Here is a 25,320-nt window from a genome sequence, read left to right on the forward strand (position 1 = left end):
ACGTAAACAGAGAGTAAAGAACGGGCAAATCCAACAGATTTTTCGCTCATTTCGACGAAAATCAACAGAAATCCACAAAAAAGACAGTCGAACGTTGACGTCTTGCTTTCAATCCCGAGCGCATCTCATGAAAATGACCGGCCTTCTCTCCGTGTCCTCCGAGAGCTTGCCGGTCATCGAAACATTCATTTCCGTTTTTGGAACAGTGGTACTTTCGGTTCAGTGCCGGAGCGAATCCGCTGCCAGTTCGTGCGGTGTTTGATGATGATGAACAAGGCGAGCGGAACGATGACGATGAGCGGCAGCCAATCTTTCGCGATGACACCATACGTGACGACGGTCACGAGCCCCACGGCTGCGGCAGCCATCGAAGATAGCGATACCATCTTCGAAACGAACAGCGTCACGAGGAACGTCCCGACGACGACGACGAAAAACCATGGGAACGCCGCGAGCAGAACGCCTGCACTCGTCGCCACCGATTTTCCGCCTTTGAACTTGGCAAACACCGGATACGAATGACCGATGATGGCCGGGATCCCGGCGAGTAGCAAGCTCATCTCGCTCCCGAAGAGGAGCGGTAATAGCGCTGCGACCAACCCTTTACCCATATCCCCGAGCAGAACGAGCGTGCCGGCTTTTTTGCCGAGCACACGGAACGTGTTCGTCGTGCCCAAATTCCCACTCCCATGCTCCCGGACGTCGACCTTATAGCCGAGTTTTCCGACGATAAGAGCAAACGGAATCGCACCGAGTAAATAGCTGATTAAAATGATGATGATTTCTGTCATGTAAGGCATCGCAATTCCCCTTAATCCATTAATTGCTCGAGATAGTGCTCAAGCGGGACGTTCGCCTTGTGGACGTCAGTCGCATGCTCTACCCCGATATAGCGTAAGTGCCACGGTTCGTACATATAACCGGTTTCGGACTCATATGCACGTTGATAACGGACGATGAATCCGTACGTGTGGGCATTGTCGGCCAACCACTTGCCCTCTTTCGTCTGTTCTAGACTTTGTGTCAATTGATAGCCGACCGAGGCACTCGAAACATCGATGGCGAGCCCGGTCTGATGTTCCGAGTGTCCTGGTGGTGCCGAATATTTCATCGCCTGTTCTTTCCCGTCCCGGGCTACATAGTTATTGAACAGTTGCACTTGATAATCGTAGGAACGGAACGCACTCGTCCCTTTCAACTCAATGTCGGCCGCTTTCGCGCCCGTCATGAGCTTCTCGATGGCCTGTGCCGCTTCTTTACGAAGCATCTTCCGCTCCCCGGTCGCCGATTCGACGAAATCGATATTCGCCGTCACGAGATCGGCTGGTTTATAGCCCGCTGGCAAGGCGATTTGCTTATTGACAAGGATGAGTGTGTCGAGCTTCAAATTCGCCGTCCCATTCTGTTCAAGCGGTTCGCTCGGCGTTTCAGTCGGCTCCTCTACAGGAGGGGCCTCGGCAACCGGCGCTTCTTCTTCAGGCTGATCCTCGGAAGGCTCTTCCGCTGTCGGTTCCTCCGTTTCCGGAGTCGGTTGTTCTGCTTGCTCGTCTTCTTTATCCGTCGGCGTTTCGGCCGGAGTTTCTGTTTGTTGTTCGGTTTCGGCCGGTTTGTTCTCGGCTTCTTCCGTTTTGCTTTGGTCGCTTGTGGTACAACCCACTAATGTGAGCGTCAAGGCGCAGCACACCATCAGCATAGATGGTTTTCGCATGCGATCTTCCCCTTTCATTGTACAAAAAATACCGTCAAGATATGATACCATACTGACGGTACAAAAGAACCACTGTTATAAGACGGGACTCATGACGCGCATATACATGTCATGCCACTCAGGAAACTCACGGTCGAGTCGAATCGGTTTGAAGTCACCTCGTTTGACGACGACATGTGTCGTCTTTGCCGAACCGACGAGATGACCGTTTTGATCAGTCAACTCATAGCCATAGACCGTCCGGACCTTCGAATAACTATCGACCCAAACTCGTACGTGGACTGTGTCTCCGTACGTCACGCTCTTCTTATAATCGACCGAGACGTTCGTCACTGGGGAAACAAATCCAGCTTCCTCCATGTCTTTATATTCGACCCCTAGCTGGCGCAACAATTCGGTGCGTGCCATTTCAAGATATATTAAATAGTTTGCATGATAGACGATGCCCATCATGTCGGTCTCCTGATAGCGGACCGGAATCTGAATCGTATGCATTGAATCGTCCTCACTTTCAACTTGATTATATTATAACTTGGTCTTAATATCTACTACTAAAATCCGATTCAATTCACTGTCTTGTGACGATGCTTCGATCAAACGATATGATTGTCTCGCGATCGCTTCATCGATCAACGATAGGGCCGTCCGTGCATTCGGTCGGTCGATTTCTTTTAGACGGTCAAGGAGTGCCTGACTGACATCTTCATCACACGTATAGCCGAATTTTGCGGCATACTTCTTGGCGATATCGACGAGCTGTTCAAGCGAGTAGTCCTCGAAGTGAATCGTCCGTTTGATTCGGCTGTTGAGCCCTGGGTTTGAGTCGATCAGGCGACGCATTGGTGCCTCATAGCCCGCCATCACGACGACGAGGTTGTCTCCATGCTTTGGCATCTCGTCGACGAGCGTATCAATCGCTTCGCGCCCGTAGTCGTTCGGCCCTCCATTCAGGCTGTATGCCTCATCGATCAACAACACGCCACCGAGCGCATCGCGAATCGCGGCTTTCGTTTTTTGTGCCGTTTGCCCGACATAGCCGCTGACGAGATCGGCCCGGCTGACGACTTTCAAATGTCCTCGTTTCAAATAGCCCGTCTTCTTCAAGAGCTGGGCGTACAGGTGGGCGAACGTCGTTTTTCCGGTCCCGCTGTTCCCGACGAGGGCGGCATGGAGCTGGACGGGTGCCGTCTTCAACCCGAGTTCACGCCGACGCTTCTGAATCGTCACGAGTGCCTCGATCTCGCGCAGTTGACGTTTCGCCTCATCCATCCCTACCAAATCGTCGAGTGTCGGACCGGACGTATCCTCGGTCGCATCCATATCAAAATCGACTTCTGTCAGGAGCGCCATCTCGTCGAGTGGGGCGTCGGCACCAAATCGCGACCCTTTCTTGAACATGGCGTCGAGTAGAATGTTGTGCACCGTCCGCGCGTTGCCGAACGTCGCGTCGACCCGTTCCCGGTCGATTCGCGCAATCAAGGCGCGTTTCGCTTCGACCGTCAGGACGTAGTTGTTCTCCGCCGCCACTTTTTCACCGATGGCGACGAGTTCGTCATCACTGTAATTCGGGAGCTCGTAATGGTTGGATTCTGGGAAGCGGGAACGAAGTCCCGGGTTCGCGAGCAGAAAATGACGCATTTCTTCCGGGTAACCGGCGAGAATCACGACAAATTTTCCCGCATACTCCCCGCTCGTCATCGCGGCGACGAGCGTGTCAATGGCTGCTTGTCCATAGTCACTCCCACTCGCATCTTGACGTTTCAAGGCATACGCCTCGTCGATGAATAAGACACCGCCCTCGGCTTCCTTCACCTTGTTCATGACTTGTTCTTCCGTTTGACCGACGAACGCACCGACGAGACTCGACCGGTCCGCCTCGACGACATCGGGACGTGCGAGCAGACCGAGCTCGAAATAAATCTCGGCCATGAGACGCGCGAGCGTCGTCTTGCCGGTCCCTGGATTGCCGGTGAACACGAGATGGAGTGAAGGTTGGTGTTTGGACGAGAACCCCGCTTTCTCACGCTCTTTCTGGAACAACAAGAACCGATACCATGCTTTGACACGTTGCTTCACGTCAGACAAGCCAATCATCGACTCAAGCGACTCAATCGCACTCGACCGTGTCGCTTCAGTTTGTTCTGGTAACAACGCAACGATCGCGTCGAGTCGTTCCTTGACGAGACCGACTCGTTCGCCGAAGCGGTGAAACGCCTCGCGGCTGAAATAATTCCCTTGCATCGACGCCAAGAGCGAGGCCGTGTCGTCTTCGAGCGCGGCCACTTCTTGCATCGCTTCGATGACGACGATGAACAGACGTTCGAGTTGCCCTTTAAACTCCGAGTCCCGTAAATCAGATTTGGCGCGGTCAATCTCATCGTGAAGCTGCTCGAGATGTTCGAGCAACTCGGATGTCTTCGACTCATATTCGGTCAATATTTGAACTTTCATCGACGCGTAATCCGTCTCACGCAGCTTCGGCCACTCGACATGCAGCTGTTGCTTGTGGCGCCGCAAAAGATCATACAATTGACTGACACGAAGGGCTGGCGGCAAAGCACCGAGCGACTCCAACTCTTTCACCCAACGAGTTAACAGCGGGTCGATCGACTGACGGTGCTGTAACCGTCTCGTCGCGAGTAGTGTCAGTGTGCGAATCAATTCTTGACGATGCCCGGTCGCGCGTGACCAATGGGCGTAGGACAGGAGAGCCGCTTCATCGACGCGCCCACCTTCTTCCCAAGCCGTCAAATCGGTTTGGACTTGCTCCAAGGTGATCTGTTTCATAATATTCTCCTTTTTAGACGACAAAGGAGCCGACGTCTCAGTCTGCTCCTCGCCGGATTATCGTGATTCAAAAGAAGTCATGCGAATCGAATGGAACAACTTTCCGTTGTTACGCGACTCGGCGGCGAGCAGGATTCGCTCGTTCGCATCGACGTAATAGGTCACCGCTTCTTCATTCTCATCTTCACTGAAAATCGATGGATACTTCTCGACCCATTCCGCTGGGACGGCTTCCGGTGTTTCTTTCTTGACGAACGCTTGTGCCGTACGACCGATGATATCGACATCGCCTTCGCTCGAGCCAAGTGTTCCGTCGTCTAGCCATTTACGAATCTGTTCGTTCGTCGCCCGCGACAAGAACGGGTGCGGGGCGACCGCGCCTGAACTCGTCTCTTGGCTATTCGTCTCATCGCCGTCCGGATTGAACTCACGATAGACGGTCCCGTCCCACTCGGCACGGGCGCCGACGTTCGGGCCCTCTACGACCTCGGACACGAAGTGCCCGTCTTCGTCATATGTCACTTTATATTCACGAACTTCTAACGTCTCCCCGTCTTCCGGCAACTTTTTCTCTTCATAGCCGATGACCACAGACGTATAGAACGGCTCGGCCCGATTGGTGCGGCCGTCGTCGTCATTTAAATTGGTGACCAAATAAAAGTTATAGGCGAGCAGGGCGCCGACAATGAGAATACCGGCAAAAATCACCCAACTCAATCGCTTCTTTACGTGTTGTTTCATAGAATGCCCTCCCAATCTTCTTCACTTACTATCCTACACTAGCGAGAGGGTCCTGCAAAACATTAACCACTAAAAAAGGCCTCCGTATGGAGACCTTTCAACTTATCCGAGTTTATCTTCTTCGTCTTTATACGCTTCAATCCACTTGTCCCGCTCGTCCGGTTCGTCGGCCAAGTCCTTGAACAAGGCGACGATCATCAGAATCAAGACAAAGATGAACGGGAAGGCGACGAGAATCGCGACCGCTTGTAGCGCCCCGAGCCCACCTGCATATAAGAGGACGGCAGCGATTGAGGACTGGATGAAGCCCCAAATCAACTTGATGCGCATCGGCGGGATCAGTTTCCCGTTCGTCGTCAGCATTCCGAGCACGTAGGTGGCCGAATCCGCTGACGTGATGAAGAATGTCGAAATCAGGAAGATGGCCACGATACTGAGTACCGTCCCAAATCCGCCGAACGTCTCGAACAAGGCGAACAACCCGACTTCCGTCCCAATCTCGTTGACTTGGTCGATCAGTGCTGCGCCGCCGAACAAGTCAGCCCAGATCGCCGATCCACCGAAGACAGAGAACCAAAGTAGACCGAACGATGTCGGAACGAGTAGAATCCCGATGATGAACTCACGAATCGTGCGACCTTTTGAGACGCGGGCGATGAACGTTCCAACGAATGGTGACCATGAGATCCACCATGCCCAATAGAAAATCGTCCACCCGTTGATCCATTCCCGTTCGACAGGTTCAAATGCACCCGTACGGAAACTCATCGTCGGCAACTGTTGCAAGTATGTCCCAATCGTCTGTGTGAACAAATCGAGGATGAACGCACTCGGTCCAGCCACTAGTGTTGCCCCGAGCAAGACGATGGCAAGGAAGATGTTCGTGTTACTCAAGATTCGAATCCCTTTCTCGAGACCCGTCGAAGCACTGATCATATAGAGCACCGTCACGACGGCGATGATGATCAGTTGTGTCGAGAACGCGTTCGGCACGCCTGGAATCAAGTAATGCAAACCACCTGCGATTTGCTGGGCCCCGAAACCGAGCGAAGTAGCGACACCGAAAGCGGTCGCAATGACGGCCAAAATATCAACGGTCTGTTTGACCGGACGTTCATAGCGGTCATTGACGAGCGAACCGATCGTCTCTCCGATCGTCGCCGGACGACCTTTGCGGAACGTCGAGTAAGCAATGGCGAGCGCGATCATCGCATAAATCGCCCACGGGTGGAAGCCCCAATGGAAGAATGAATAACGCATCGCAGTACGCGCATCGCCTTCAGGCGTCGGTGATTCGAATGGTGGTGCGTGGAAATGCGACAACGGTTCTGCCGCCCCCCAGAAGATGAGTCCGATCCCCATCCCGGCACTGAACAACATGGCGAACCATGTCATGTAGCTGAATTCTGGTCGGTCCGTATCTTTTCCGAGTCGAATCGAACCAAATCTTGAAAAAATTAAAAAGACGGCGACAAGTAATATTCCGGTCGCACTGAGTAAATAAAACCAACCCATCCCGTTCGAGAGCCAACCTTGTAACTTCGTCGTCACGTTCAAGAGACTCGCGTTACCGAGGAGGCTCTCCGGGAAGACGCCCCAAATTGTGAACAAGACCGTAATGATGGCTGAAACGAGAAAAACGGTCGTCACTTGGCTTTTTCTTTCCATAATCTCACTCCTATTCAATTTTCTTATTTTCATATACGTTTTCCACCGTAACATAGTTTATAAACCCGACTCAACCCCTCGGCGTGTAATCGCGCCGCTGACAAAAAGAGTGACGATTCGGTTTCGTCACTCTTGCGGCTTCGGTTCTAACGAGACGATCAATGTCTCGTCCACGACGTAATAAGGCCGTTTCGGCAACACTTTTAAATACCCGCCTTCACGTAATCGTGTCAAATCAAGTTGTAACGTCTGTTGGAATTTTCGGAGCGGTAATTTTTTTTCTTGTTCGAAATATAAATCGAGCGCCCGCTGGACTTGATCCATCTCATAGACCACTTCCCGTTCAGTTTCGGGAACGATGTGAAACGTCTCTTTCGACATGTAAAATCGCTGCCTCGGTTTGCCGGGTAAATGTTTTTTCAAACGCGAAAGATCGATTTCCTGTGCTTCATCGAGGAGCACCGTCCGATTGACGCCTTTCGGCAACGTCTGCTCATACTCGTGGATCGCCTCCCGCAACTGAGGAAGCGTGATGTCGACTTCCTGTTCCGTCACTTCCTCTTTTTGCGTCAGCCGTTGCCACCAGTTTTTGCCTGATTTCGTTTGTCGCTCCATACACTCCCCCCTCTCCCCATTCTCTTCCCGATATCGTGCACCGTCTCACCTTATATTCGCACATTCACTAAAAAAACCTTCCTTTTTTCAAAGGAAGGTCAGTTGGCTTATTTCAATTTGTTACGGAGGACCATCTGCAAGATTCCACCGTGACGGTAGTAATCGATCTCGACTTCAGAATCGAAGCGGGCGACGACTTTGAATTCAGTCACCGTACCGTTCTCATGAGTCGCTTTGACGTTCAGGATATCACGTGGGCGGACCGATTCGTCGACTTGGATGTCGATCGCCTCTTCGCCTGTGAGTCCGAGTGAGTCCGCTGACTCTCCGTCCATGAACTGGAGCGGCAAGACGCCCATCATGACGAGGTTCGAGCGGTGAATCCGTTCGAAGCTTTGCGCGATGACGGCACGGATGCCGAGCAAGTTCGTTCCTTTGGCTGCCCAGTCACGTGACGAGCCCATTCCGTAGTCGTTCCCAGCGAAGACGACGAGGCCTGTGCCCTGCTCTTTATACTTCATGGCCGCATCGTACATCGGCATGATTTCGCCAGTCGGCCAGTACGTCGTGAAGCCGCCTTCAGTGCCTGGTGCGACTTGGTTACGGATACGGATGTTCGCGAACGTACCGCGCATCATGACTTCGTGGTTTCCGCGGCGTGAGCCGTACGAGTTGAAGTCGAGCGGTGCGACACCTTTTGATTGAAGGTATTGGCCTGCTGGTGTCGTTTTCGAGAATGCTCCGGCTGGTGAGATGTGGTCGGTCGTGACCGAATCAGCAAACTTCCCGATGACGCGGAGTCCGTTCAACGCATGGACGACGCCCGCTTCCGGCTCGAGGTTTTCGAAGAATGGCGGGTTTTGGATATACGTTGAATCGTCCGAGAAGTCATACAAGTTGCCTTCTGGCACGTCGAGGGCGTTCCAACGCTCGTTTCCTGTGAACACCGTGTCGTACTCTTTACGGAACGCTTCCGGTGAGACGACGTCTTGAACGACCATCTTGATTTCATCATTTGATGGCCAGATGTCTTTGAAGAAGACATCGTTGCCATCTTTGTCCGTTCCGAACGACTCGTTCATGATGTCGAAGTTGACCGATCCGGCGAGCGCGTACGCGACGACGAGTGGCGGTGACGCCAAGAAGTTCGCTTTCACGAGCGGGTGGACACGGCCTTCGAAGTTACGGTTCCCCGAGAGGACCGACGAGACGAGCAAATCGTTCGATGTGATCGCTTCTTCGACTTCGCGGTCGAGTGGACCCGAGTTTCCGATACAAGTCGTACATCCGTAACCGACGGTGTTGAAACCGAGTTGGTCGAGATACGGCGTGAGACCGGCTTTATCGAGGTAATCGGTAACGACTTTCGAGCCTGGTGCGAGCGACGTCTTCACGAATTTCGGAACCGTGAGACCACGTTCGACGGCTTTCTTCGCGACAAGTCCTGCTCCGACCATAACGTATGGGTTCGACGTGTTCGTACAACTTGTGATCGCTGCGATTGCCACGTCACCTGTACGCATATCGACAGCGCCGTCCGTGTAGTTGACAGCTACCGTCTTCTCAAGCTCGGCTTTTTCAAGACCGAAACCGCTGTGTCCGGCTGGTGCTGTCACGCTGTCGACGAACGCCGTTTGAAGGTCTGATAAGTTGATCCGGTCTTGTGGACGTTTCGGTCCAGCAAGCGACGGCTCTACTTTCGACAAGTCGAGCGTGAGCGTTTTCGTGAACGACGGGTCAGCCTGGTCTGGCGTATAGAACAAGTCGTTCGCTTTCGAGTAGGCTTCGACGAGGTCGATCAATTCTTCTGGGCGACCTGTCGTGCGCATGTAGTTGAGCGTCTCTGTATCGACTGGGAAGAAGCCACATGTCGCACCATATTCAGGTGCCATGTTGGCAATCGTTGCCCGGTCTGAGAGCGGCATCGTGTGAAGCGACGGTCCGAAGAACTCGACGAACTTGCCGACGACTTTCTCGTTACGGAGCATCTCTGTGACGACGAGCGCGACGTCAGTCGCTGTGACACCCGGGTTGACTTCACCGACGATTTTGACGCCGACGACGTCTGGTACCGGGAAGTAAGACGGTTGTCCGAGCATGCTCGCTTCGGCTTCGATTCCACCGACACCCCAGCCGAGGACACCGAGTCCGTTGATCATCGTCGTGTGCGAGTCCGTTCCGACGAGCGAGTCTGGATAGGCGACATTGCCCGTTCCATCATTCTTTTCGAGCACGACCGAAGCCAAGTATTCCAAGTTGACTTGGTGGACGATCCCTGTTGCTGGCGGGACGGCACGATAGTTGTCGAATGCCGTCTGGGCCCAACGTAAGAACTTGTAGCGCTCTTCGTTACGCTCGAACTCGATGTCCATGTTTTTCATGAGTGCGCCGGCGAAACCGTACGCATCGACTTGGACCGAGTGGTCGACGACGAGGTCGACCGGGATTTCCGGGTTAATCTTGTTCGGGTCTCCGCCGAGGTCGGCCATCGCTTTACGAAGTGAAGCGAGGTCAACGACCGTCGGTACACCCGTGAAGTCCTGAAGGACGACGCGAGCCGGTTTGAACGGAACATCGATGTCTTTCGAGACTTCGGCAGTACCCCATTTAGCCAAGTTCTCGACATGTTCTTTCGTGATGGCGCGGCCATCCTGCTGGCGAAGTACAGATTCGAGCAACACACGAATCGAGTACGGAAGTCGACTAAGTTCCGTCACCCCTTCTTCTTCAAGCTTTTTGAGCCGGTAATAATCGTACGCTTTGCCATTGACCTCGAACTGCGTCCGAGATTTGAAAGCGTCTAATACGTTCGTCTGTTCCATACGATATCCCCCTTTTTGAAAGCGGCGACTTCGGCATGTGCCGTAATCGCTTACTTATCACATGTTTATCATAATACAACTATAGCGTGACGTAAAATACATTCCGTCACAAATTAGTCATAAGTAAAACTTATCAAAATCAACCAAGTCACTGAAACAAAAAAAGGACGGCCCTTTGAAGAGCCGTCCATCCATTATTCTGCGCCGATCTCGACGTTGACGTCGAGAGCGTCGACGAGCGTGAGCTCGTCTTCATAGCGTTCTTTGAAGCGATCGAACGTGAACTCGTTGGCGAACAAGAACACAGGACGCTCCCAGCGGTCTGTCACGAGCATGTTGCGTGAGTCTTGGAACGGCTTGAGCGCCTTTAATTCCTTGTCCTTCACCCAACGGGCGACGCTGTACGAGACCGGCTCCATGCGGATGTCGACGCCGTACTCGTTGTTCAAGCGATACTCGAACACTTCGAATTGGAGTTGACCGACCGCACCGAGATAAATCTCGTTGTACTCGTTACGGTACACTTGGATCGCTCCCTCTTGGGCGAGCTGCTCGACACCTTTGTGGAAATGTTTCGACTTGAGCGAGTTGACCGGCGAGACGCGCATAAAGAGTTCTGGTGGGAACGTCGGCAACGCCTCGAACGCGATTTTTTGTTTCGATGTCGTGATCGTATCACCGATTTGATACGTGCCCGAATCATAAATCCCGATCACGTCTCCAGCGAACGCCTTGTCGACCGTCTCCCGGTCGTTGGCCATGAGCTGTGTCGACTGGCTCAACTTGATCTTTTTGCCCGTCCGTGTGAGCGTGACATCCATGCCGCGCTCAAAGACGCCCGAACAGATGCGCACGAAAGCGATGCGGTCGCGGTGGGCCGGGTTCATGTTCGCTTGAATCTTGAAGACGAAGCCGCTGAAGTCCTCTGACGTCGGGTCGATTGGACCGACGTTCGACTTACGTGCCTCAGGCGCCGGTGACATATCAAGGTAGTGATTCAAGAATGACGTCACCCCGAAGTCGACGAGCGCCGTCCCGAAGAAGACCGGCGTCAATTTCCCGTGCTGGATCGCATCGACGTCGATTTCATTGCCGGCACCGTCGAGAAGATCGATTTCATCTCGAAGGTTCGTCAAGTTCTCTTCCGTCAAGTGATCGGCGAGGATTGGATCATTGACCCCATCTTCGTTCAATGTGAGCGTCGCTTTGTCACCACGGAACAAGTGCACTTCGTTTTTTAAGCGGTCGTATACCCCTTCGAACTGCATTCCGCTCCCGATCGGCCAAGTCACGGCGACCGAAGGCATGCCGAGCACTTCTTCAAGTTCTTCCATGAGCTCGAGCGGATCTTTCGCTTGGCGGTCAAGCTTGTTCATGAACGTGAAAATCGGAATCCCGCGCATCCGACAAACTTGAAATAGTTTCTTCGTCTGCGTCTCGATCCCTTTGGCCGCATCGATGACCATGACGGCACTGTCGACCGACGTCAAGACGCGATACGTATCTTCCCCGAAATCGTTGTGTCCTGGTGTGTCCATGATCGAGACGACCTTGTCTTGATAGACGAACTGCATGACCGATGACGTGACCGAGATTCCACGTTGTTTCTCGATCTCCATCCAGTCAGATTTGGCGTGTTTAGAGTTTTTACGGGCTTTGACCGTCCCCGCTTCACGGATGGCTCCCCCGTGAAGGAGCAATTTCTCGGTGAGCGTCGTCTTACCGGCATCCGGGTGCGAGATGATGCCGAAAATACGCCGCTTCTCAACTTCTTGTTTTAATTGGTTCATGTATGGCTCTTTCCTTTCTGAACATTACGATTTACACTGGCTCTTGCTCATTGCAACGCTATCTATTCTAACGAAGCCCACGCGTTTCGTCCATCTTTATAGTAATGAACGGATAGCTGTAGCTTTTGTATCGCGCCCCTTTTTTGTATACTTAGCTTGAATGATCGTGAAATGACAGAACGGGGGAAAGACGATGCCAGAAAACTTGGTGATGTATTTCATTGTCTTCTGGGGATTCGTGATGATCGGGTTGATGTCGATCGGCGGCTACTTCATGTTCCGCAAATTTTTAAAACGAATGCCGAAAGAAGACGGGCGCTCACTCCTCGACATCGAGGATGATTACATCGACAAGACACGCCACTTATGGACACCGGAGACGCGTACATTGCTTGATCGTCTCGTCACACCGGTACCGGAGCTGTTCCGCGACGTCGCCATCCGAAAGATTGCGGGCAAAATCGGGCAGTTCGCTCTCGAGACGCGGGCCCGTGAAATGACGACCGAGCTCGTCGTCAAAGGCTATATCGCCGCGACACCGAAGCGGGACCATAAATTTTTAAAAAAGGCGCTTGAAGAAGAACAAATCGACTGGAAAATGTATCAACATTATTTCCAACAATGATGAAACGAGATGCCGGCCTTAGGTTTGGCATCTTTTTTTGTCTTCAACAGCCCAACTAAGTTATACGAAACGGAAATTGTGCCATACGACTACTAGGTCCAAAGTACCTTTTTTCGCCAGATTAATTATTCCTAAATAACGTTCATAATATAGACAATATTGAAAACGCTTACAATAAAGTGGTATGACCAATATTAGTATAATATGTATAGGTTTTAGCAATAAAAAATGGATAGCTTTTCCTTTATTTACATTTCTATAATGTACGTATCTTGATTCCAAAAGGAGGTTTTCCGATGCATGATGTCACGCACGTCACGCGAACTGACAGCACTCGCTCCGCCGAAACAATCGTCGAGAGCTCGTCATTCCACAAGTTGATGCAAGAAAAGAACCGGTTCATTGTTCCATCCATCATCTTCTCACTCATCTTTTATTTTACGTTACCAATCTCCACGAGCTACTTCACGTTCTTGAACATCGCTGTCGCCGGTGAGATCACTTGGGCCTGGGTGCTCGCCTTCGCTCAATTCTTCATGACCTGGACGTTTTGTGTCATGTATAGCCGCCGGGCCCGCCGCTTCGACGAGCTCGTCGCAGCCATCAAACAAGAGGAGGATGGACGATGAACTGGACAGCTATTCTTCTATTCGTCGCGATTGTTGGACTCACGCTCGTCATCACATTTTTCGCCGCCCGAAAGACAAAGACCGCCAGCGACTTTTACACGGCCGACGGTGGGTTGACCGGATTTCAAAATGGTCTGGCCATCGCCGGTGATTATATGTCGGCCGCTTCATTCCTCGGGATTGCCGGGATGATTGCCCTCGCCGGGTTCGATGGGTTCTTTTACTCGATCGGTTTCCTCGTTGCCTACCTCGTCGTCCTTTATTTGGTCGCCGAGCCGCTCCGTAACCTCGGGAAGTATACGATGGCCGATATGATTGCGGCACGCTTCAACAAGCCGCGTGTGCGTGGGGTTGCCGCCATGAATGCCATCGTCATCTCCATCTTTTATATGATCGCCCAACTCGTCGGCGCCGGGGCACTCATCGAGCTCTTGCTCGGCATCCCCTACACGACGAGCGTCATCGTCGTCGGAATCTTAATGACCGTCTATGTCGTTTTCGGGGGGATGACCGCGACATCATGGGTACAGATCACAAAAGCCGTCTTGTTGATGATCGGGACCGCCATCATTTCATTCCTCGTGTTCGCCCGCTTTGACTTCTCCGTCTTCACCATGTTTTCCGAGGTCAGTAAGGCGACACCGCTCGGGGAGAGCTTCTTGAACCCTGGCAACAAGTTCAAGCTCCCGCTCGATACGATTTCACTCAATTTGGCACTCGTCCTTGGGACGGCCGGTCTGCCGCACATTCTCATCCGCTTCTTCACGGTCAAGGATGCACCGACGGCACGACAATCCGTCGTCTATGCGACATGGGTCATCGGTGCGTTCTACATACTGACGATCTTCCTCGGATTTGGGGCCGCCGCGTTCGTCGGATCGGACGCCATCGTCGCCGCCAACCCGGCCGGGAACATGGCCGCGCCGCTCCTCGCCCAAGTGCTCGGCGGTGACTTATTGTTCGCTTTCGTGGCCGCCATCGCCTTCGCCACAATCCTTGCCGTCGTCGCAGGACTCGTCCTATCGGCGGCCTCGGCGTTCGCCCACGACTTCTATGGTCATATCATCCGGAAGGGCGAAGCGACCGAGAAAGAACAAGTCACAGCGGCCCGGATTGCTTCAATCGCGGTCGCCCTCGTCTCGATGGGACTCGCCTTCTTCGCCCAATCGATGAACGTCGCATTTCTCGTCTCACTCGCATTCGCTGTCGCTGCCAGCGCGAACTTGCCGGTCATTTTGTTCACGATTTATTGGAGACGGTTCAATACAGGCGGTGCTGTGTTCGGCATGGTCGTCGGCTTATTCTCGTCCCTCTTCCTCGTCGCCATCAGCCCGAACGTGTGGGCACCGGATGGCTCGGCAATCTTTATCGGTGAGGCGTTATTCCCGCTCACGAACCCGGGAATCGTCTCGATCCCGCTCGGCTTCCTGGCCGCCATCGTCGGGACGTACGTGACGAAGTCGGACGAAGTCGCCGGAAACTTCGAACGCATCCTCGTCAAAGCGAACACCGGGATCGATGCCGAGACGGAAGCTGCCATGACGAAAAAATCTTCATAATCGACAAAACGGCGTCCCTCGCGAGGGACGCCGTTCATGTTGAAGCGATTTGTTTATATTTTTGGTACATGGCGATGCGCCATGGGACGATCATGCCCCAGGCAATCAAATAGAACAGTCCGCCCGTCGCGAAAATATTGACTTCGTCTCCGAGAAACGCCTTCATGACCGTCCGAATCGCCAATAAGACGAAGACGACGATAAAAAACGCTTTCGAGCGGGATAAGTACACCTCACCATCACGTTTCTCGAAGTTCGATGTCTTGATGAGAAATACGCTGAAAATCAATCCGACGATTAAAGCTTCTCCGACCTCGAGCCAAGTCAATCGAAACGCCGGGACGAGGAATTGCAACATCCCGGTCGACATCGCCAAGGGCGGAATCAAGATCTTTTTAGCATTCGTCGGACGTGCTGATGCTTTGACGCGAACGAAGCTCGCAATCAGGCCCATCATTAGTGCGACGAGGGTCGATCCCCAAAATATCGACATTCGGTCAACCCCTTTTAAAATCCGGTGAATCCTACTAATTCGCTCATCCAAGCAGCGAAGCGATTCATGCCATCAAAATATAATACGACGCCGAAGGCCATCATCAAATAACCTCCGAATTTTGCCACCTTGGCACTGTTGCGCGCCAAGTATTTGATTTTCCCGACAAAGCTCGCCATGATGAGGAATGGGATGGCGAAGCCGATGACGTACGCCAACATATAGCCCATCCCTTGACTCGGGTTCGAGGCCGCGAGCGCGATGACACCGGCAAGAATCGGTCCAGTACACGGGGTCCAACCCGCCGCGAATCCAATTCCGATCAATGCCGTTCCAAAGTAGCCGCTTTTACGCTCCCCTAAAGCGAGCTTTTTCTCACGCATCATGAAACTAGGTTGCCAAAGTCCCGCCAAAAAGACGCCGAATACGAAGATGAGGATGGCACCGAACATGCGCAAACTATCCTTATATTGAATGAACACGTCGGCAATGAGCGAGGTCGACAGACCGAGCACGAGGAAGACGATCGAGAAACCAATCAAGAATGAGAACGTGTGAAACCAGGCCGTGCGTTGTCGCAGTCCCTCGCTCTTTAAATCAGAGACTGAGACCCCAGTGATATACGATAAAAAGACTGGATACAACGGTAGCGTGCACGGTGATAAAAATGATAAGACGCCCGCCCCAAATGCGAGCCAAAGTGTGACTTCCATGCGATCTTCCACCTTTCAGCCCCATTATAGCGAAAACCTTTTCAAAATGCTCGCATCTTTTTCCGAGCACCTTACATGATTGAAGTTGTAATCTTTGAAATGGAAATGAAACTTGTAAACGGTAGTGTTAGATGCTAAGATTTGGATATTCTTATTAGTCAGTATCGATCTTAAAATGATGGGGGAAACACCGTGGCGGTCATCACAGCTGAAAACTTACATTATGCCATTGAACAGAAACGCGATGAACTGTATGAAATCGCCTCGCAGCACAGTTGGACGTCTCCAGAAGTGATTCATGTCAGCCAAGAATTGGACAAGCTGATTACACGTCACGTCCTAGCCATACACGCTTCAGACCACATAAATTAATCGAACCGAACGGCCCGTCCTTCTTTGAAGTGGCGGGCTTTTTCCATGGAAAAAAGACACCTTGACGGTGTCTTTTTTGTAATTTATGACATCAGACGTTGACCAGATTGAAGTTCGTACATCTTTTTGTACAGCCCATCCTGTTTTAAAAGCGCCTGATGGTTACCTCGTTCGACGATCTCACCCCGATGAAGGACGAGAATCAAGTCGGCATCTTGAATCGTCGACAGACGGTGAGCGATGGCAATCGTCGTCCGTCCCCGTCTCATCCGATCGAGGGCGAGCTGGACACGCTCCTCGGTCTCGGTGTCAATCGAACTCGTCGCCTCATCTAAAATCAAAATCTTCGGGTCACGGGCGACCGTCCGGGCGAAGGCGAGCAGTTGCCGTTCCCCGCTCGAGAATGTCGCGCCGCGCTCACCGACCGTATGTCCGTAACCGGCCTCAAGCTTCTCGACGAACGTATGAGCTTGCACGAACTCGGCCGCTTCCCGGACTTTGTCCGAGTCGATTGTCGGATTGAACAGTTTCAAGTTATCCTCGATCGTCCCTGTGAACAAAAATGGATCTTGGAGCACAAGCCCGACTTTGGCTCGGAGCTCGGCTTCCTCGAACTGCTCAATCGGATACCCGTCGATCGTGATTTGACCTGATTGATACGGATAGAACCGGGTCAACAGGTTGATGATCGAACTCTTTCCGCTACCCGTGTGACCGACGAGGGCGACCGTCTCGCCTGGTTTGGCGACGAATGATATCTGTTTCAATACATCGACTTCCCCATCGTAGCTGAACGTGACGTTCTCGAACCGGACTTCCCCGGAGCCGATTTCGGCAGGACCGGCAAGACTCTTTCCTGGAGCCGGTTCATCCGTGTCCAAGATTTTGAAGACACGGTCCGCCGAGACGACCGCCTGTTGAAACTCGCTCAAGCGTTGCATGATGTCGAGCACCGGACGGAAGATGCGCTCGATGTAGCTGATGAAGGCATAGACGACCCCGACCTGCACTTGCTCGGTCGTCGACAAGACGCCGTAATAGCCGAGCAGTCCAATGATGGAGAAGGCGAGCAACAGCTCGATGATCGGTCGCAGCAACATGCTGTCGAGCTTCAAGTTTCGATAGCGTGCCTCTTGATGGGCCTCGTTCGTTTCTTCGAACTGGCGGACGAGCCGCTCTTCTTGACGAAACTGTTGAACGATTCCCATCCCGTTGATCGATTCATTCAATTGCCCGTTCAGTTGTGACAACAAGTCACGCACTTGGGCAAAATATTTTGTCGAATAGCGGCGATACGCCCAGATGATGAGCCAGAACAGCGGAACAAGGACGAGCCCCATCGTCGCGAGCGTCGGTTCGAGGATATAAAGGAACACGTACGTCCCGACCAATTGAACCGCTGACTGTACAAACGTGCTCATTACCCCGACATACAGTTCCTTGACGGCCTCGGTGTCGTTCGTGATTCGAGAGACAAGCACTCCCGCCGGAGTCCGGTCAAAGTAGGCGAGCCGCATCCCCATCACATGTCGGAAGATATCCATCCGGATGTTTTGCACGATCTTCAAGGCAATCTTTTGGAACGAAATTGACTGCAAGTAGTCGAAGATGATCGCCGAGATATGGAGGACGAGATAGACGACGAGCAAGGTGACGACCCAGTTTGTCGGATAGACGCCAGGCGTCACGAACTCATCGATGAACACTTTGATTAAGAACGGTCCTGCGAGTTTTGCGCCGGTGGCGAGCAGCAAGAACACAAAAGCGAGTCCGAGCGGACGTGCGTAGCGGTTCGTGTAGGCCAACAGGCGTTTGATGACCGCCCATTCCTGAACGTCATGCTTCATGGTGGCCACCTCCTTCGACAATCGCCTCGAGTTGTTGGCGATCGTACGTGTCTTTGTACCAACCGGGCTCGCGAATCAAGTCCTGATGACGCCCGCGTTGGATGATTCGACCGTCCTCAAGGACGAGAATCTCATCAGCATGCTCGACCGCAGACAGTCGATGCGCCACGATCAAGCGGGACTGGTCAGGGTTCCCGGTCCGGAAATGCTCGATGATCGCCTCCTCCGTCTTCGCATCGACAGCCGAGAGGGCATCGTCGAGGATCAACACGTCCGCCTCAATCATGAGGGCACGTGCGATTGAAATCCGTTGCTTCTGACCACCCGACAACGTCACACCCCGTTCCCCGACGAGCGTGGCGTATCCTTCCGGCAGCCGCATGATGTCATCATGAACCTCGGCGATTTTGGCCGCCTCCATGATTTCGTCGAGTTTCGCTTCCGGTTTGCCGAATGCGATATTGTTCGCAATCGAATCGCTGAACAAGAAATGGTCTTGCGGGACGACGGCGACTTTATCGAGCAGGAGTGATTTTTTCACTTGGCGAATGTTGACACCACCGATTTTGATCGTCCCATCATGCACGTCATACTCTCGTGTCAACAAGCGTACAATCGTCGTCTTACCAGAACCGGTACGGCCGACGAGTCCGAGCGTCCGTCCGCGTTCGAGGCGGAATGTGACGTCTTGCAGGACGGGCGTCTCGTCATAACGGAACGCACGAATATCCGCTTCAATCTCCGAATGGGCGAGTTTCGTCGCCGCCATCGGATCATCCTGAATCTCAGGTTTGACGGCGAGCATCCGCTCGATCCGGTCGTAAGACGCCCGCCCTCGTTCGACGATATTGAACAGCCAGCCGAAAGCGAGCATCGGCCACGTGAGCAAGCCGAGATAGGCGGTGAAACTAACGATCTGTCCGATGGTCAGCTCTCCTTGTTCAATCAAATACGCGCCATAACCGATCGACAAGATATACGAGAGGCCGACAATCCCGAAGATGGTCGGGTCGTACAAGGCGTCGATTTTCGCGACACGTACGTTTTTCGCCATGACTTCGTCGGATAGCTTCTCGAACGAGTCGACGTCGCGGCCGACTTCCCCGGTCGACTTCAACACCCGGACACCGCTGACGCTCTCTTGGACTTTATCGTTCAGTTCAGAGAACGCCGCTTGGGCGACCCCGAACCGATTATGTAAGAGTTTGCCGTATCGCGTCGTCAACGCGACCATGATTGGCAGCGGCAACAATGCCACGACCGTCAACTTCCAACTGATGGTCGTCACCATCGTGATAATGACGAACGTTCCCATAGTGATGCTATCGACGAGTGTCAAAATCCCCGCACCCGCCGTCGTCGAGACGGCTTGGACATCGTTTGTCGCATGGGCCATCAAATCCCCGACCCGCGACTTCTTATAAAACCGTTGATCTAAATCGGTGAAATGACGATAGAGCTGACTCCGCAACATCCGACCGAGGCGAATCGAAGCCCCGAAGATGAAGTATCGCCAGAAGAAACGGGCCACATAGTTCCCGATCCCGACGGCCGCGAGCCCGCCGAGCAACATCCATAATAAATCTGTTCCAAGCGTTCCCCGGTTGATTTCATCGACGATTCGTCCGATGATGCGCGGCGGTATAAGTTCGAGCGCCGCGACGAACATGAGTAAGACGATGCCGAGCGCATACGTCCGCCACTCGAGCTTGAAGAACCAAGCTAGTTGTTTGAATACACGAATTGGAAACACCCCCTATGTTGTCTTGAATTCAGACTATTCTATTAGATTAGCGAAAGTTTGTTCGATTGTCTAACAAAAACTGGATGAAAAAAGCACTTTGCGGGCGCAAAGTGCTTCGGTCAATCGAGTTTATTTCTTTTCGTTCTTCATTTGAACGTTCATGGCGCGCATCACTTGGTTGACTTTCTTCTGTGACGGCTTTTGACCCATTTGCATCATCAATGTACGAATCATATCTTCGTTGATCGGTGGGTTCTGTTCGAGGTAGTTCATCATGTATTTACGAGCGATAAAGAAACCGATCGCAATACCCCCGATTAGTGCTGCCACGATAAGAAGAATCCAGAATAATGTACTCAAGGCTTAACCTCCTCTACCATATGAAACATCGTTTTTTACTATACACTATATTACGCTAATTCGCTAGTCGTCTGAAAAAAAAGTGGTGACCCAAAACCTCCGGGCCACCACTGACAACATGCGATTAAAGTGATTTGACAGCTGCGACGACGTTGTCGACAGACATGCCGTATTCTTTCATGAGGAGATCCCCAGGAGCAGAAGCGCCGAACTTGTCGATGCCGAGTACTTTTCCGCCGAAACCGACGTATTTGTACCAACCGAGCGTCGCGCCCGCTTCGAGCGAGACACGTTTCGTGATCGACGACGGAAGGACCGATTCTTTATACTCTGCCGATTGCGCTTCGAACAATTCCCAAGAAGGCATCGAGACGACAGCCGCGTTCACGCCTTCAGCCGCGAGTGCTTCGCGAGCTTCGACGAGGACGTGTACTTCAGAACCTGTACCGAGAAGGAGGACGTCCGCCTCGCTCGAGTTACCGGCGACGACGTAGCCACCTTTGGCCGCTTCTTCAATCGACGTGCCCTCGAGTTCTGGCAACGCTTGACGCGTCAAGACGAGAAGTGACGGTGATGATTTCGTTGTGATTGCTTGCTTCCAAGCCGCAATCGTCTCTTTTCCGTCAGCCGGACGGAGAACAGACAAGTTTGGCATCGCACGGAAGCTCATCAAGTGCTCGACCGGTTCGTGGGTCGGGCCATCTTCGCCGACCGCGATTGAATCGTGTGTCAAGACGAACGTTGATGGGATTCCCATGAGCGCAGCAAGTCGAACGGCCGGGCGAAGGTAATCCGAGAAGACGAAGAACGTCGCGCCGTATGGGAGAACCCCACCGTGGAGCGCCATCCCGTTGACGGCTGCTGCCATCGCGAATTCACGGACTCCGAACCAGATGTTGCGGCCGGCTGGATCTTCATCGAAGTCCGCAGCGCCTTTGATCATCGTGTTGTTCGAACCAGCGAGGTCAGCCGAGCCTCCGAAGAGAGTCGGAACCGCTTTGGCGATCGCGTTCAATACTTCACCGCTCGTTTGACGAGTCGCTTTTTTCGAACCGATTTCGAACGTCGGCAATTCGCTGTCCCAACCTTCTGGGAGCTCGTTGTTCATCGCACGCTCGAACTGGGCACCAAGTTCAGGGTGTGCTGACTTGTAAGCTTCAACGAGTTCGTTCCAGTCCGCTTCATGCTTCGCGCCTGGCTCAACGACTTTATCGTTGAACAAGTCGTATACTTCGTTCGGTACGTAGAAGTTCTCGCCTTCCCACTTGTAGAACTGCTTCGTGAGCTCAATTTCAGCTTCGCCGAGTGGTGCACCGTGTGATGCCGATTTGCCTGACTTGTTCGGTGAACCGAAGCCGATAACCGTCTTCACTTCGATGAGGGTCGGTTTCGACGTTTCTGCTTTCGCTTCGTCGATTGCTTTCGCGATCGTATCGATATCCGTACCATCTTCGACACGGATCACTTGCCAACCGTAGGCGTTGAAACGATCTTCAACGCTTTCCGAGAACGATTTGTGAAGGTCGCCGTCAAGCGAGATATCATTTGAATCGTAAAGGACGACGAGTTTGCCAAGTTTCAAGTGACCAGCGAGCGAAGCAGCTTCTGCCGATACGCCTTCCATCAAGTCACCGTCTCCGCAAATCCCGTATGTGAAGTGGTCAACCACTTTGAACTCATCGCGGTTGTACGTCGCTTCCAAATGTTTCTCTGCCATTGCCATCCCGACAGCCATGGCAATCCCTTGTCCGAGCGGTCCAGTCGTCGCGTCGACACCTGCCGTGTGACGGTACTCTGGATGCCCAGGCGTTTTCGAATCCATTTGGCGGAACGATTTGAGATCGTCCATTGAGAGATCGTAACCAGATAAGTGAAGAAGCGAGTACAAGAGCATCGAACCGTGTCCCGCTGAAAGGACGAACCGATCACGGTTGAACCAGTTCGGGTTTTTCGGGTTGTGACGCATTTTGTCCGTCCAAAGTGTGAACGCCATCGGAGCCGCACCCATCGGCATACCCGGGTGACCTGAGTTCGCTTTTTGGACCGCATCGATTGAGAGCGTCCGAATCGAGTTAATCGCTAATAATTCTTTAGTAGTTGTTTCCACTAATTTCATCCTCTCTGTTGTTAACAAAGTTTCTACCCGTCATATTTTAGCACACTCATTCGTGTGTCACAACTAATTAATTAGTATAACACATTAAATGGAATCGTTTACTTCCTTTCGTTTGAAAACGCATCAATGAGTCCCCCTGATCAACGTTCGCGTATAACAAACATGCACATCCTATATGAAATAGGATGTGCATTCATGGTCATTCTGAGCGGTAACGTTCCTGCTCATCTTTTAATTTTTCTGGCGTTACGTCGTTTCCTTCCGGATCGACGACCTTCATTCCCATCATCTGTGATTTGAATGATTGGCGGAACGCTTGCAAATATTGTTGGCGCAGCGCTTGCTGCTCGTCCATCTCTTGTGGTGACAGACCATCTGTCTTTGCTTTGTTGGCGAGGAAATTGATTCGCTCCAACTGTTCAGGTGCTAGCATCGGGCTCGCCCCCTCTCTACTGAATTTGTCCTTCTACTGTACAAAATCAGCGAGCAGGAATCAAGTTTCTGGTACCGACACGTGCTCCAAGTAGCGCCGGTTCACGGTCGCTTTCGATACCTCATAACCAAAACCGCGGAGGGTGGCGGCAATTTCAGCGAACGTGAGTCCACGTTCACGCAATTGGACGATTTCTTCAATCGGAACTTCGATTCGGCTCCGGCCGCCCTGGTCATGGTGCTGGATATTCCGATGCGGATTAAATCCGTTCGCGACCGCCCGACGCATTCCGCGTGAAATTTTAGCGTTATGGATCTTGCGTTGATACTCTTCGACGACACTGACGATTTCGAGCACCATCTTCTCGGCGTCGGAGACGATATATTCATCGGACGACTGCATCGTCAACAAGCGCACGTTATGTTTCATGAGCGTATGCAAGATAGCGATTTTTGCATTTCCCCGTCCGAGACGGCTGTCATCGCTCACGAGCACGGCATCGAGATCAGACGTCGAGACGTGCTCCAATAGATCGAGCAGTCCCGCCCGATTGACCTCATACCCGCTCTCTTGTTCACTGATCACATCGACAACCTCAGCATCAAGACGTCTCGCCATCTGCTTCAATTCGTCCGCCTGACGACTGAGCGACGTCTCTTGGGTGGACTTGTTCGTCGATACGCGACAATAAATGACGACTCGCATCGCGTCACTTCCTTTCTTTCCATTCGCCCTCTACGATACACAGGATGAAGGGATGTTCGCAATCAGAAACGATTATTCGGCGGCGAACCACGTCGTCTTGTCGTCTTTTTTCTCATCCCGTTTAGCGAGAATATGCGCTTCGAGCGTCTCCGCCTCTGTCAAGGCGACTTCTTCTTCAATACTGTGTTCGACTTTTTGTTCGGTCACGACGACCGCTTCGTTGTCACGAAGCTCTCCGACCGCGAAAAATACGAACATACCGAATGCCAACATGCCGACTAAGATGATTCCATTGATTGTGTCTCTCATAATCATTGCCTCCTGGGAATAAGAATACACGTTCTCGAGAACGTCTGTTCGTTTATCTGTTCTCATCATAAAACAAGAACTTCTGTTCGGTCAAGCAGAAAAAAACGAACGAATGTTTGTGCGCTCATGTGTTCTTGTGTTAAACTAAACCCATAAAGAATAGGATGCGTTCGCAGGTTATTCGACATAATCGAGGTGAAATCCATTGAAAAAAATGTCAGCAAGACAACAACAGATTCTTGATTTTATAAAAGCCGAGGTTCGGGCGAAAGGGTATCCCCCTTCGGTCCGCGAAATTGGCGAGGCTGTCGGGCTCGCATCGAGCTCGACTGTACACGGTCACTTGGACCGTCTTGAGAAGCGTGGATTGATTCGACGTGATAAGACGAAGCCACGCGCCATCGAGATTTTGGATGAAGAGATGTCCGTCGTCGAAGACCACGATGCCGTCATGTACGTGCCGGTCATCGGGAAAGTCACAGCCGGTACGCCGATCACGGCCATCGAGAACGTGGAAGAACACTTCCCGCTCCCGGCTCACGTCGTCGGTTCCGACAACGTCTACATGCTCTCTGTCTCAGGAGACTCGATGATTAACGCGGGGATCTTGGATGGGGACCGCGTCCTCGTCCGTCAACAGAACACGGCCGACAATGGAGAGATTGTCGTCGCCATGACGGATGAAGGTGAAGCGACCGTGAAGCGGATTTATAAAGAAGCTTCGAAAGTTCGCCTCCAGCCGGAGAACGACGAGCTCGAAGCGATGTATTTCGATAACGTGTCGATTTTAGGGAAGGTCATCGGTGTATACCGCACGATTCACTAATGGCTAGTGGCAAGACACATACCCGTACGAATCTCGTGGCAATCGGTGCTCTTGCGATTGCCACGCCTTTTATTGACATCGATGTTCCGACCGTGTTCTTGCTTGGCGCCCTCATCGGGACGTTCTGGCTCTCCCCGGATCTCGATTTGAAGTCGGACGCCTATTATCGATGGGGACCGCTTCGGGGCTTTTGGCTCCCTTATGTGAAGATTATGCCCCATCGGTCGTTATTCTCGCATTTTCCGCTCTTGAGCGATCTGATCCGGGTCATCTATCTCGGTTTCCCGCTCACGCTTCTGCTCACGGTCACGCCGTATGAGGAAGCTGTCAGATCGTGGCTCGACCTGAACGGGGCAGCATGCTTCTTCGGACTCGTTTTCGCGACGACGCTACATACGACGCTCGACTATGCGTCCACGTTCTTCAAACGTGCGTTTTAACCAGATCGTTATGTTATA

General features: G+C 52.4%; 24 protein-coding genes. 6 read left to right on the forward strand and 18 right to left on the reverse strand.

Features of this window, described 5'->3' with window-relative positions:
• Positions 1–185: 185 nt before the first annotated feature.
• From plsY to AC13H5_RS08460, 9 genes are all read right to left on the reverse strand, one after another.
• Positions 186–800 carry a glycerol-3-phosphate 1-O-acyltransferase PlsY gene (gene plsY / locus AC13H5_RS08420; RefSeq protein WP_371743412.1) on the reverse strand — a complete coding sequence of 205 codons (615 nt, stop codon included), beginning with the start codon at positions 798–800 and terminating at the stop codon, positions 186–188.
• Between the two features lie 11 nt (positions 801–811).
• On the reverse strand, positions 812–1,708 hold the full coding sequence (locus AC13H5_RS08425; protein WP_483545601.1) for a M15 family metallopeptidase: 897 nt from the start codon (positions 1,706–1,708) through the stop codon (positions 812–814).
• Positions 1,709–1,783: 75 nt separating this feature from the next.
• The gene (locus tag AC13H5_RS08430; RefSeq protein WP_483545602.1) at positions 1,784–2,203 is read right to left on the reverse strand and encodes an acyl-CoA thioesterase; all 420 of its coding nucleotides are present in this window, start codon (positions 2,201–2,203) and stop codon (positions 1,784–1,786) included.
• A 30-nt stretch (positions 2,204–2,233) separates the two neighbouring features.
• Positions 2,234–4,495, reverse strand: a complete 2,262-nt coding sequence (locus AC13H5_RS08435) for an AAA family ATPase (protein WP_483545603.1) — start codon at positions 4,493–4,495, stop codon at positions 2,234–2,236.
• Between the two features lie 57 nt (positions 4,496–4,552).
• Positions 4,553–5,236, reverse strand: coding sequence for a hypothetical protein (locus AC13H5_RS08440; protein ID WP_034777768.1), 684 nt, complete (start codon positions 5,234–5,236; stop codon positions 4,553–4,555).
• 102 nt (positions 5,237–5,338) lie between these two features.
• Positions 5,339–6,904, reverse strand: a complete 1,566-nt coding sequence (locus tag AC13H5_RS08445) for a BCCT family transporter (RefSeq protein WP_214753212.1) — start codon at positions 6,902–6,904, stop codon at positions 5,339–5,341.
• Between the two features lie 126 nt (positions 6,905–7,030).
• Complete coding sequence (locus AC13H5_RS08450) at positions 7,031–7,519, reverse strand: DUF3939 domain-containing protein (protein WP_483545604.1); 489 nt, start codon at positions 7,517–7,519, stop codon at positions 7,031–7,033.
• Between the two features lie 107 nt (positions 7,520–7,626).
• Positions 7,627–10,341 carry an aconitate hydratase AcnA gene (gene acnA / locus AC13H5_RS08455; RefSeq protein WP_483545605.1) on the reverse strand — a complete coding sequence of 905 codons (2,715 nt, stop codon included), beginning with the start codon at positions 10,339–10,341 and terminating at the stop codon, positions 7,627–7,629.
• A 194-nt stretch (positions 10,342–10,535) separates the two neighbouring features.
• Complete coding sequence (locus AC13H5_RS08460; RefSeq protein WP_034777779.1) at positions 10,536–12,131, reverse strand: peptide chain release factor 3; 1,596 nt, start codon at positions 12,129–12,131, stop codon at positions 10,536–10,538.
• Positions 12,132–12,324: 193 nt separating this feature from the next.
• Between AC13H5_RS08460 and AC13H5_RS08465 the strand changes: the two genes are divergently transcribed.
• From AC13H5_RS08465 to AC13H5_RS08475, 3 genes are all read left to right on the forward strand, one after another.
• On the forward strand, positions 12,325–12,756 hold the full coding sequence (locus tag AC13H5_RS08465) for a DUF2621 family protein (RefSeq protein ID WP_034777781.1): 432 nt from the start codon (positions 12,325–12,327) through the stop codon (positions 12,754–12,756).
• Positions 12,757–13,052: 296 nt separating this feature from the next.
• Positions 13,053–13,385 (forward strand): DUF485 domain-containing protein, encoded by a 333-nt coding sequence (locus AC13H5_RS08470; RefSeq protein WP_214711308.1) that lies wholly within the window; start codon positions 13,053–13,055, stop codon positions 13,383–13,385.
• Positions 13,382–14,944 carry a solute symporter family protein gene (locus tag AC13H5_RS08475; RefSeq protein WP_215190027.1) on the forward strand — a complete coding sequence of 521 codons (1,563 nt, stop codon included), beginning with the start codon at positions 13,382–13,384 and terminating at the stop codon, positions 14,942–14,944. The genes AC13H5_RS08470 and AC13H5_RS08475 overlap by 4 nt, the downstream gene beginning before the upstream one ends.
• Before the next feature lie 34 nt (positions 14,945–14,978).
• Here the strand turns inward: AC13H5_RS08475 and AC13H5_RS08480 are convergent, their stop codons facing one another.
• Positions 14,979–15,431, reverse strand: a complete 453-nt coding sequence (locus AC13H5_RS08480) for a CcdC family protein (RefSeq protein WP_034779932.1) — start codon at positions 15,429–15,431, stop codon at positions 14,979–14,981.
• A gap of 20 nt (positions 15,432–15,451) precedes the next feature.
• Positions 15,452–16,150, reverse strand: a complete 699-nt coding sequence (locus AC13H5_RS08485; protein WP_034777784.1) for a cytochrome c biogenesis CcdA family protein — start codon at positions 16,148–16,150, stop codon at positions 15,452–15,454.
• A gap of 192 nt (positions 16,151–16,342) precedes the next feature.
• Between AC13H5_RS08485 and AC13H5_RS08490 the strand changes: the two genes are divergently transcribed.
• Positions 16,343–16,522, forward strand: coding sequence for an aspartyl-phosphate phosphatase Spo0E family protein (locus AC13H5_RS08490; RefSeq protein WP_034777785.1), 180 nt, complete (start codon positions 16,343–16,345; stop codon positions 16,520–16,522).
• A gap of 83 nt (positions 16,523–16,605) precedes the next feature.
• Here the strand turns inward: AC13H5_RS08490 and AC13H5_RS08495 are convergent, their stop codons facing one another.
• The 7 genes from AC13H5_RS08495 to AC13H5_RS08525 all read right to left on the reverse strand — a co-directional run bounded on the left by AC13H5_RS08495 (position 16,606) and on the right by AC13H5_RS08525 (position 24,036).
• Positions 16,606–18,369 (reverse strand): ABC transporter ATP-binding protein, encoded by a 1,764-nt coding sequence (locus AC13H5_RS08495; protein WP_034777786.1) that lies wholly within the window; start codon positions 18,367–18,369, stop codon positions 16,606–16,608.
• Positions 18,359–20,113 (reverse strand): ABC transporter transmembrane domain-containing protein, encoded by a 1,755-nt coding sequence (locus AC13H5_RS08500; protein ID WP_034779934.1) that lies wholly within the window; start codon positions 20,111–20,113, stop codon positions 18,359–18,361. Before AC13H5_RS08500 ends, AC13H5_RS08495 begins: the two co-directional genes overlap by 11 nt.
• 129 nt (positions 20,114–20,242) lie before the next feature.
• Entirely contained in the window at positions 20,243–20,473 is a 231-nt protein-coding gene (locus tag AC13H5_RS08505) for a YneF family protein (protein ID WP_021067584.1), read from the reverse strand.
• Positions 20,474–20,597: 124 nt separating this feature from the next.
• Positions 20,598–22,589, reverse strand: a complete 1,992-nt coding sequence (gene tkt / locus AC13H5_RS08510; RefSeq protein WP_034777787.1) for a transketolase — start codon at positions 22,587–22,589, stop codon at positions 20,598–20,600.
• A gap of 199 nt (positions 22,590–22,788) precedes the next feature.
• Positions 22,789–23,022, reverse strand: coding sequence for a DUF896 domain-containing protein (locus AC13H5_RS08515; protein ID WP_034777788.1), 234 nt, complete (start codon positions 23,020–23,022; stop codon positions 22,789–22,791).
• A 60-nt stretch (positions 23,023–23,082) separates the two neighbouring features.
• Complete coding sequence (locus tag AC13H5_RS08520; protein ID WP_034777790.1) at positions 23,083–23,727, reverse strand: YneB family resolvase-like protein; 645 nt, start codon at positions 23,725–23,727, stop codon at positions 23,083–23,085.
• A gap of 72 nt (positions 23,728–23,799) precedes the next feature.
• Positions 23,800–24,036 (reverse strand): hypothetical protein, encoded by a 237-nt coding sequence (locus AC13H5_RS08525; RefSeq protein WP_034777792.1) that lies wholly within the window; start codon positions 24,034–24,036, stop codon positions 23,800–23,802.
• A gap of 205 nt (positions 24,037–24,241) precedes the next feature.
• Between AC13H5_RS08525 and lexA the strand changes: the two genes are divergently transcribed.
• Together lexA and AC13H5_RS08535 are read left to right on the forward strand one after the other, a co-directional pair.
• Positions 24,242–24,862 (forward strand): transcriptional repressor LexA, encoded by a 621-nt coding sequence (lexA, locus tag AC13H5_RS08530; protein ID WP_021067589.1) that lies wholly within the window; start codon positions 24,242–24,244, stop codon positions 24,860–24,862.
• A complete protein-coding gene (locus AC13H5_RS08535; protein WP_034777795.1) occupies positions 24,862–25,302 on the forward strand; it encodes a metal-binding protein in 441 nt (146 codons plus the stop codon). The genes lexA and AC13H5_RS08535 overlap by 1 nt, the downstream gene beginning before the upstream one ends.
• Positions 25,303–25,320: the final 18 nt, after the last annotated feature.

The organism is Exiguobacterium sp. FD-YE-25-4 (assembly GCF_057004685.1).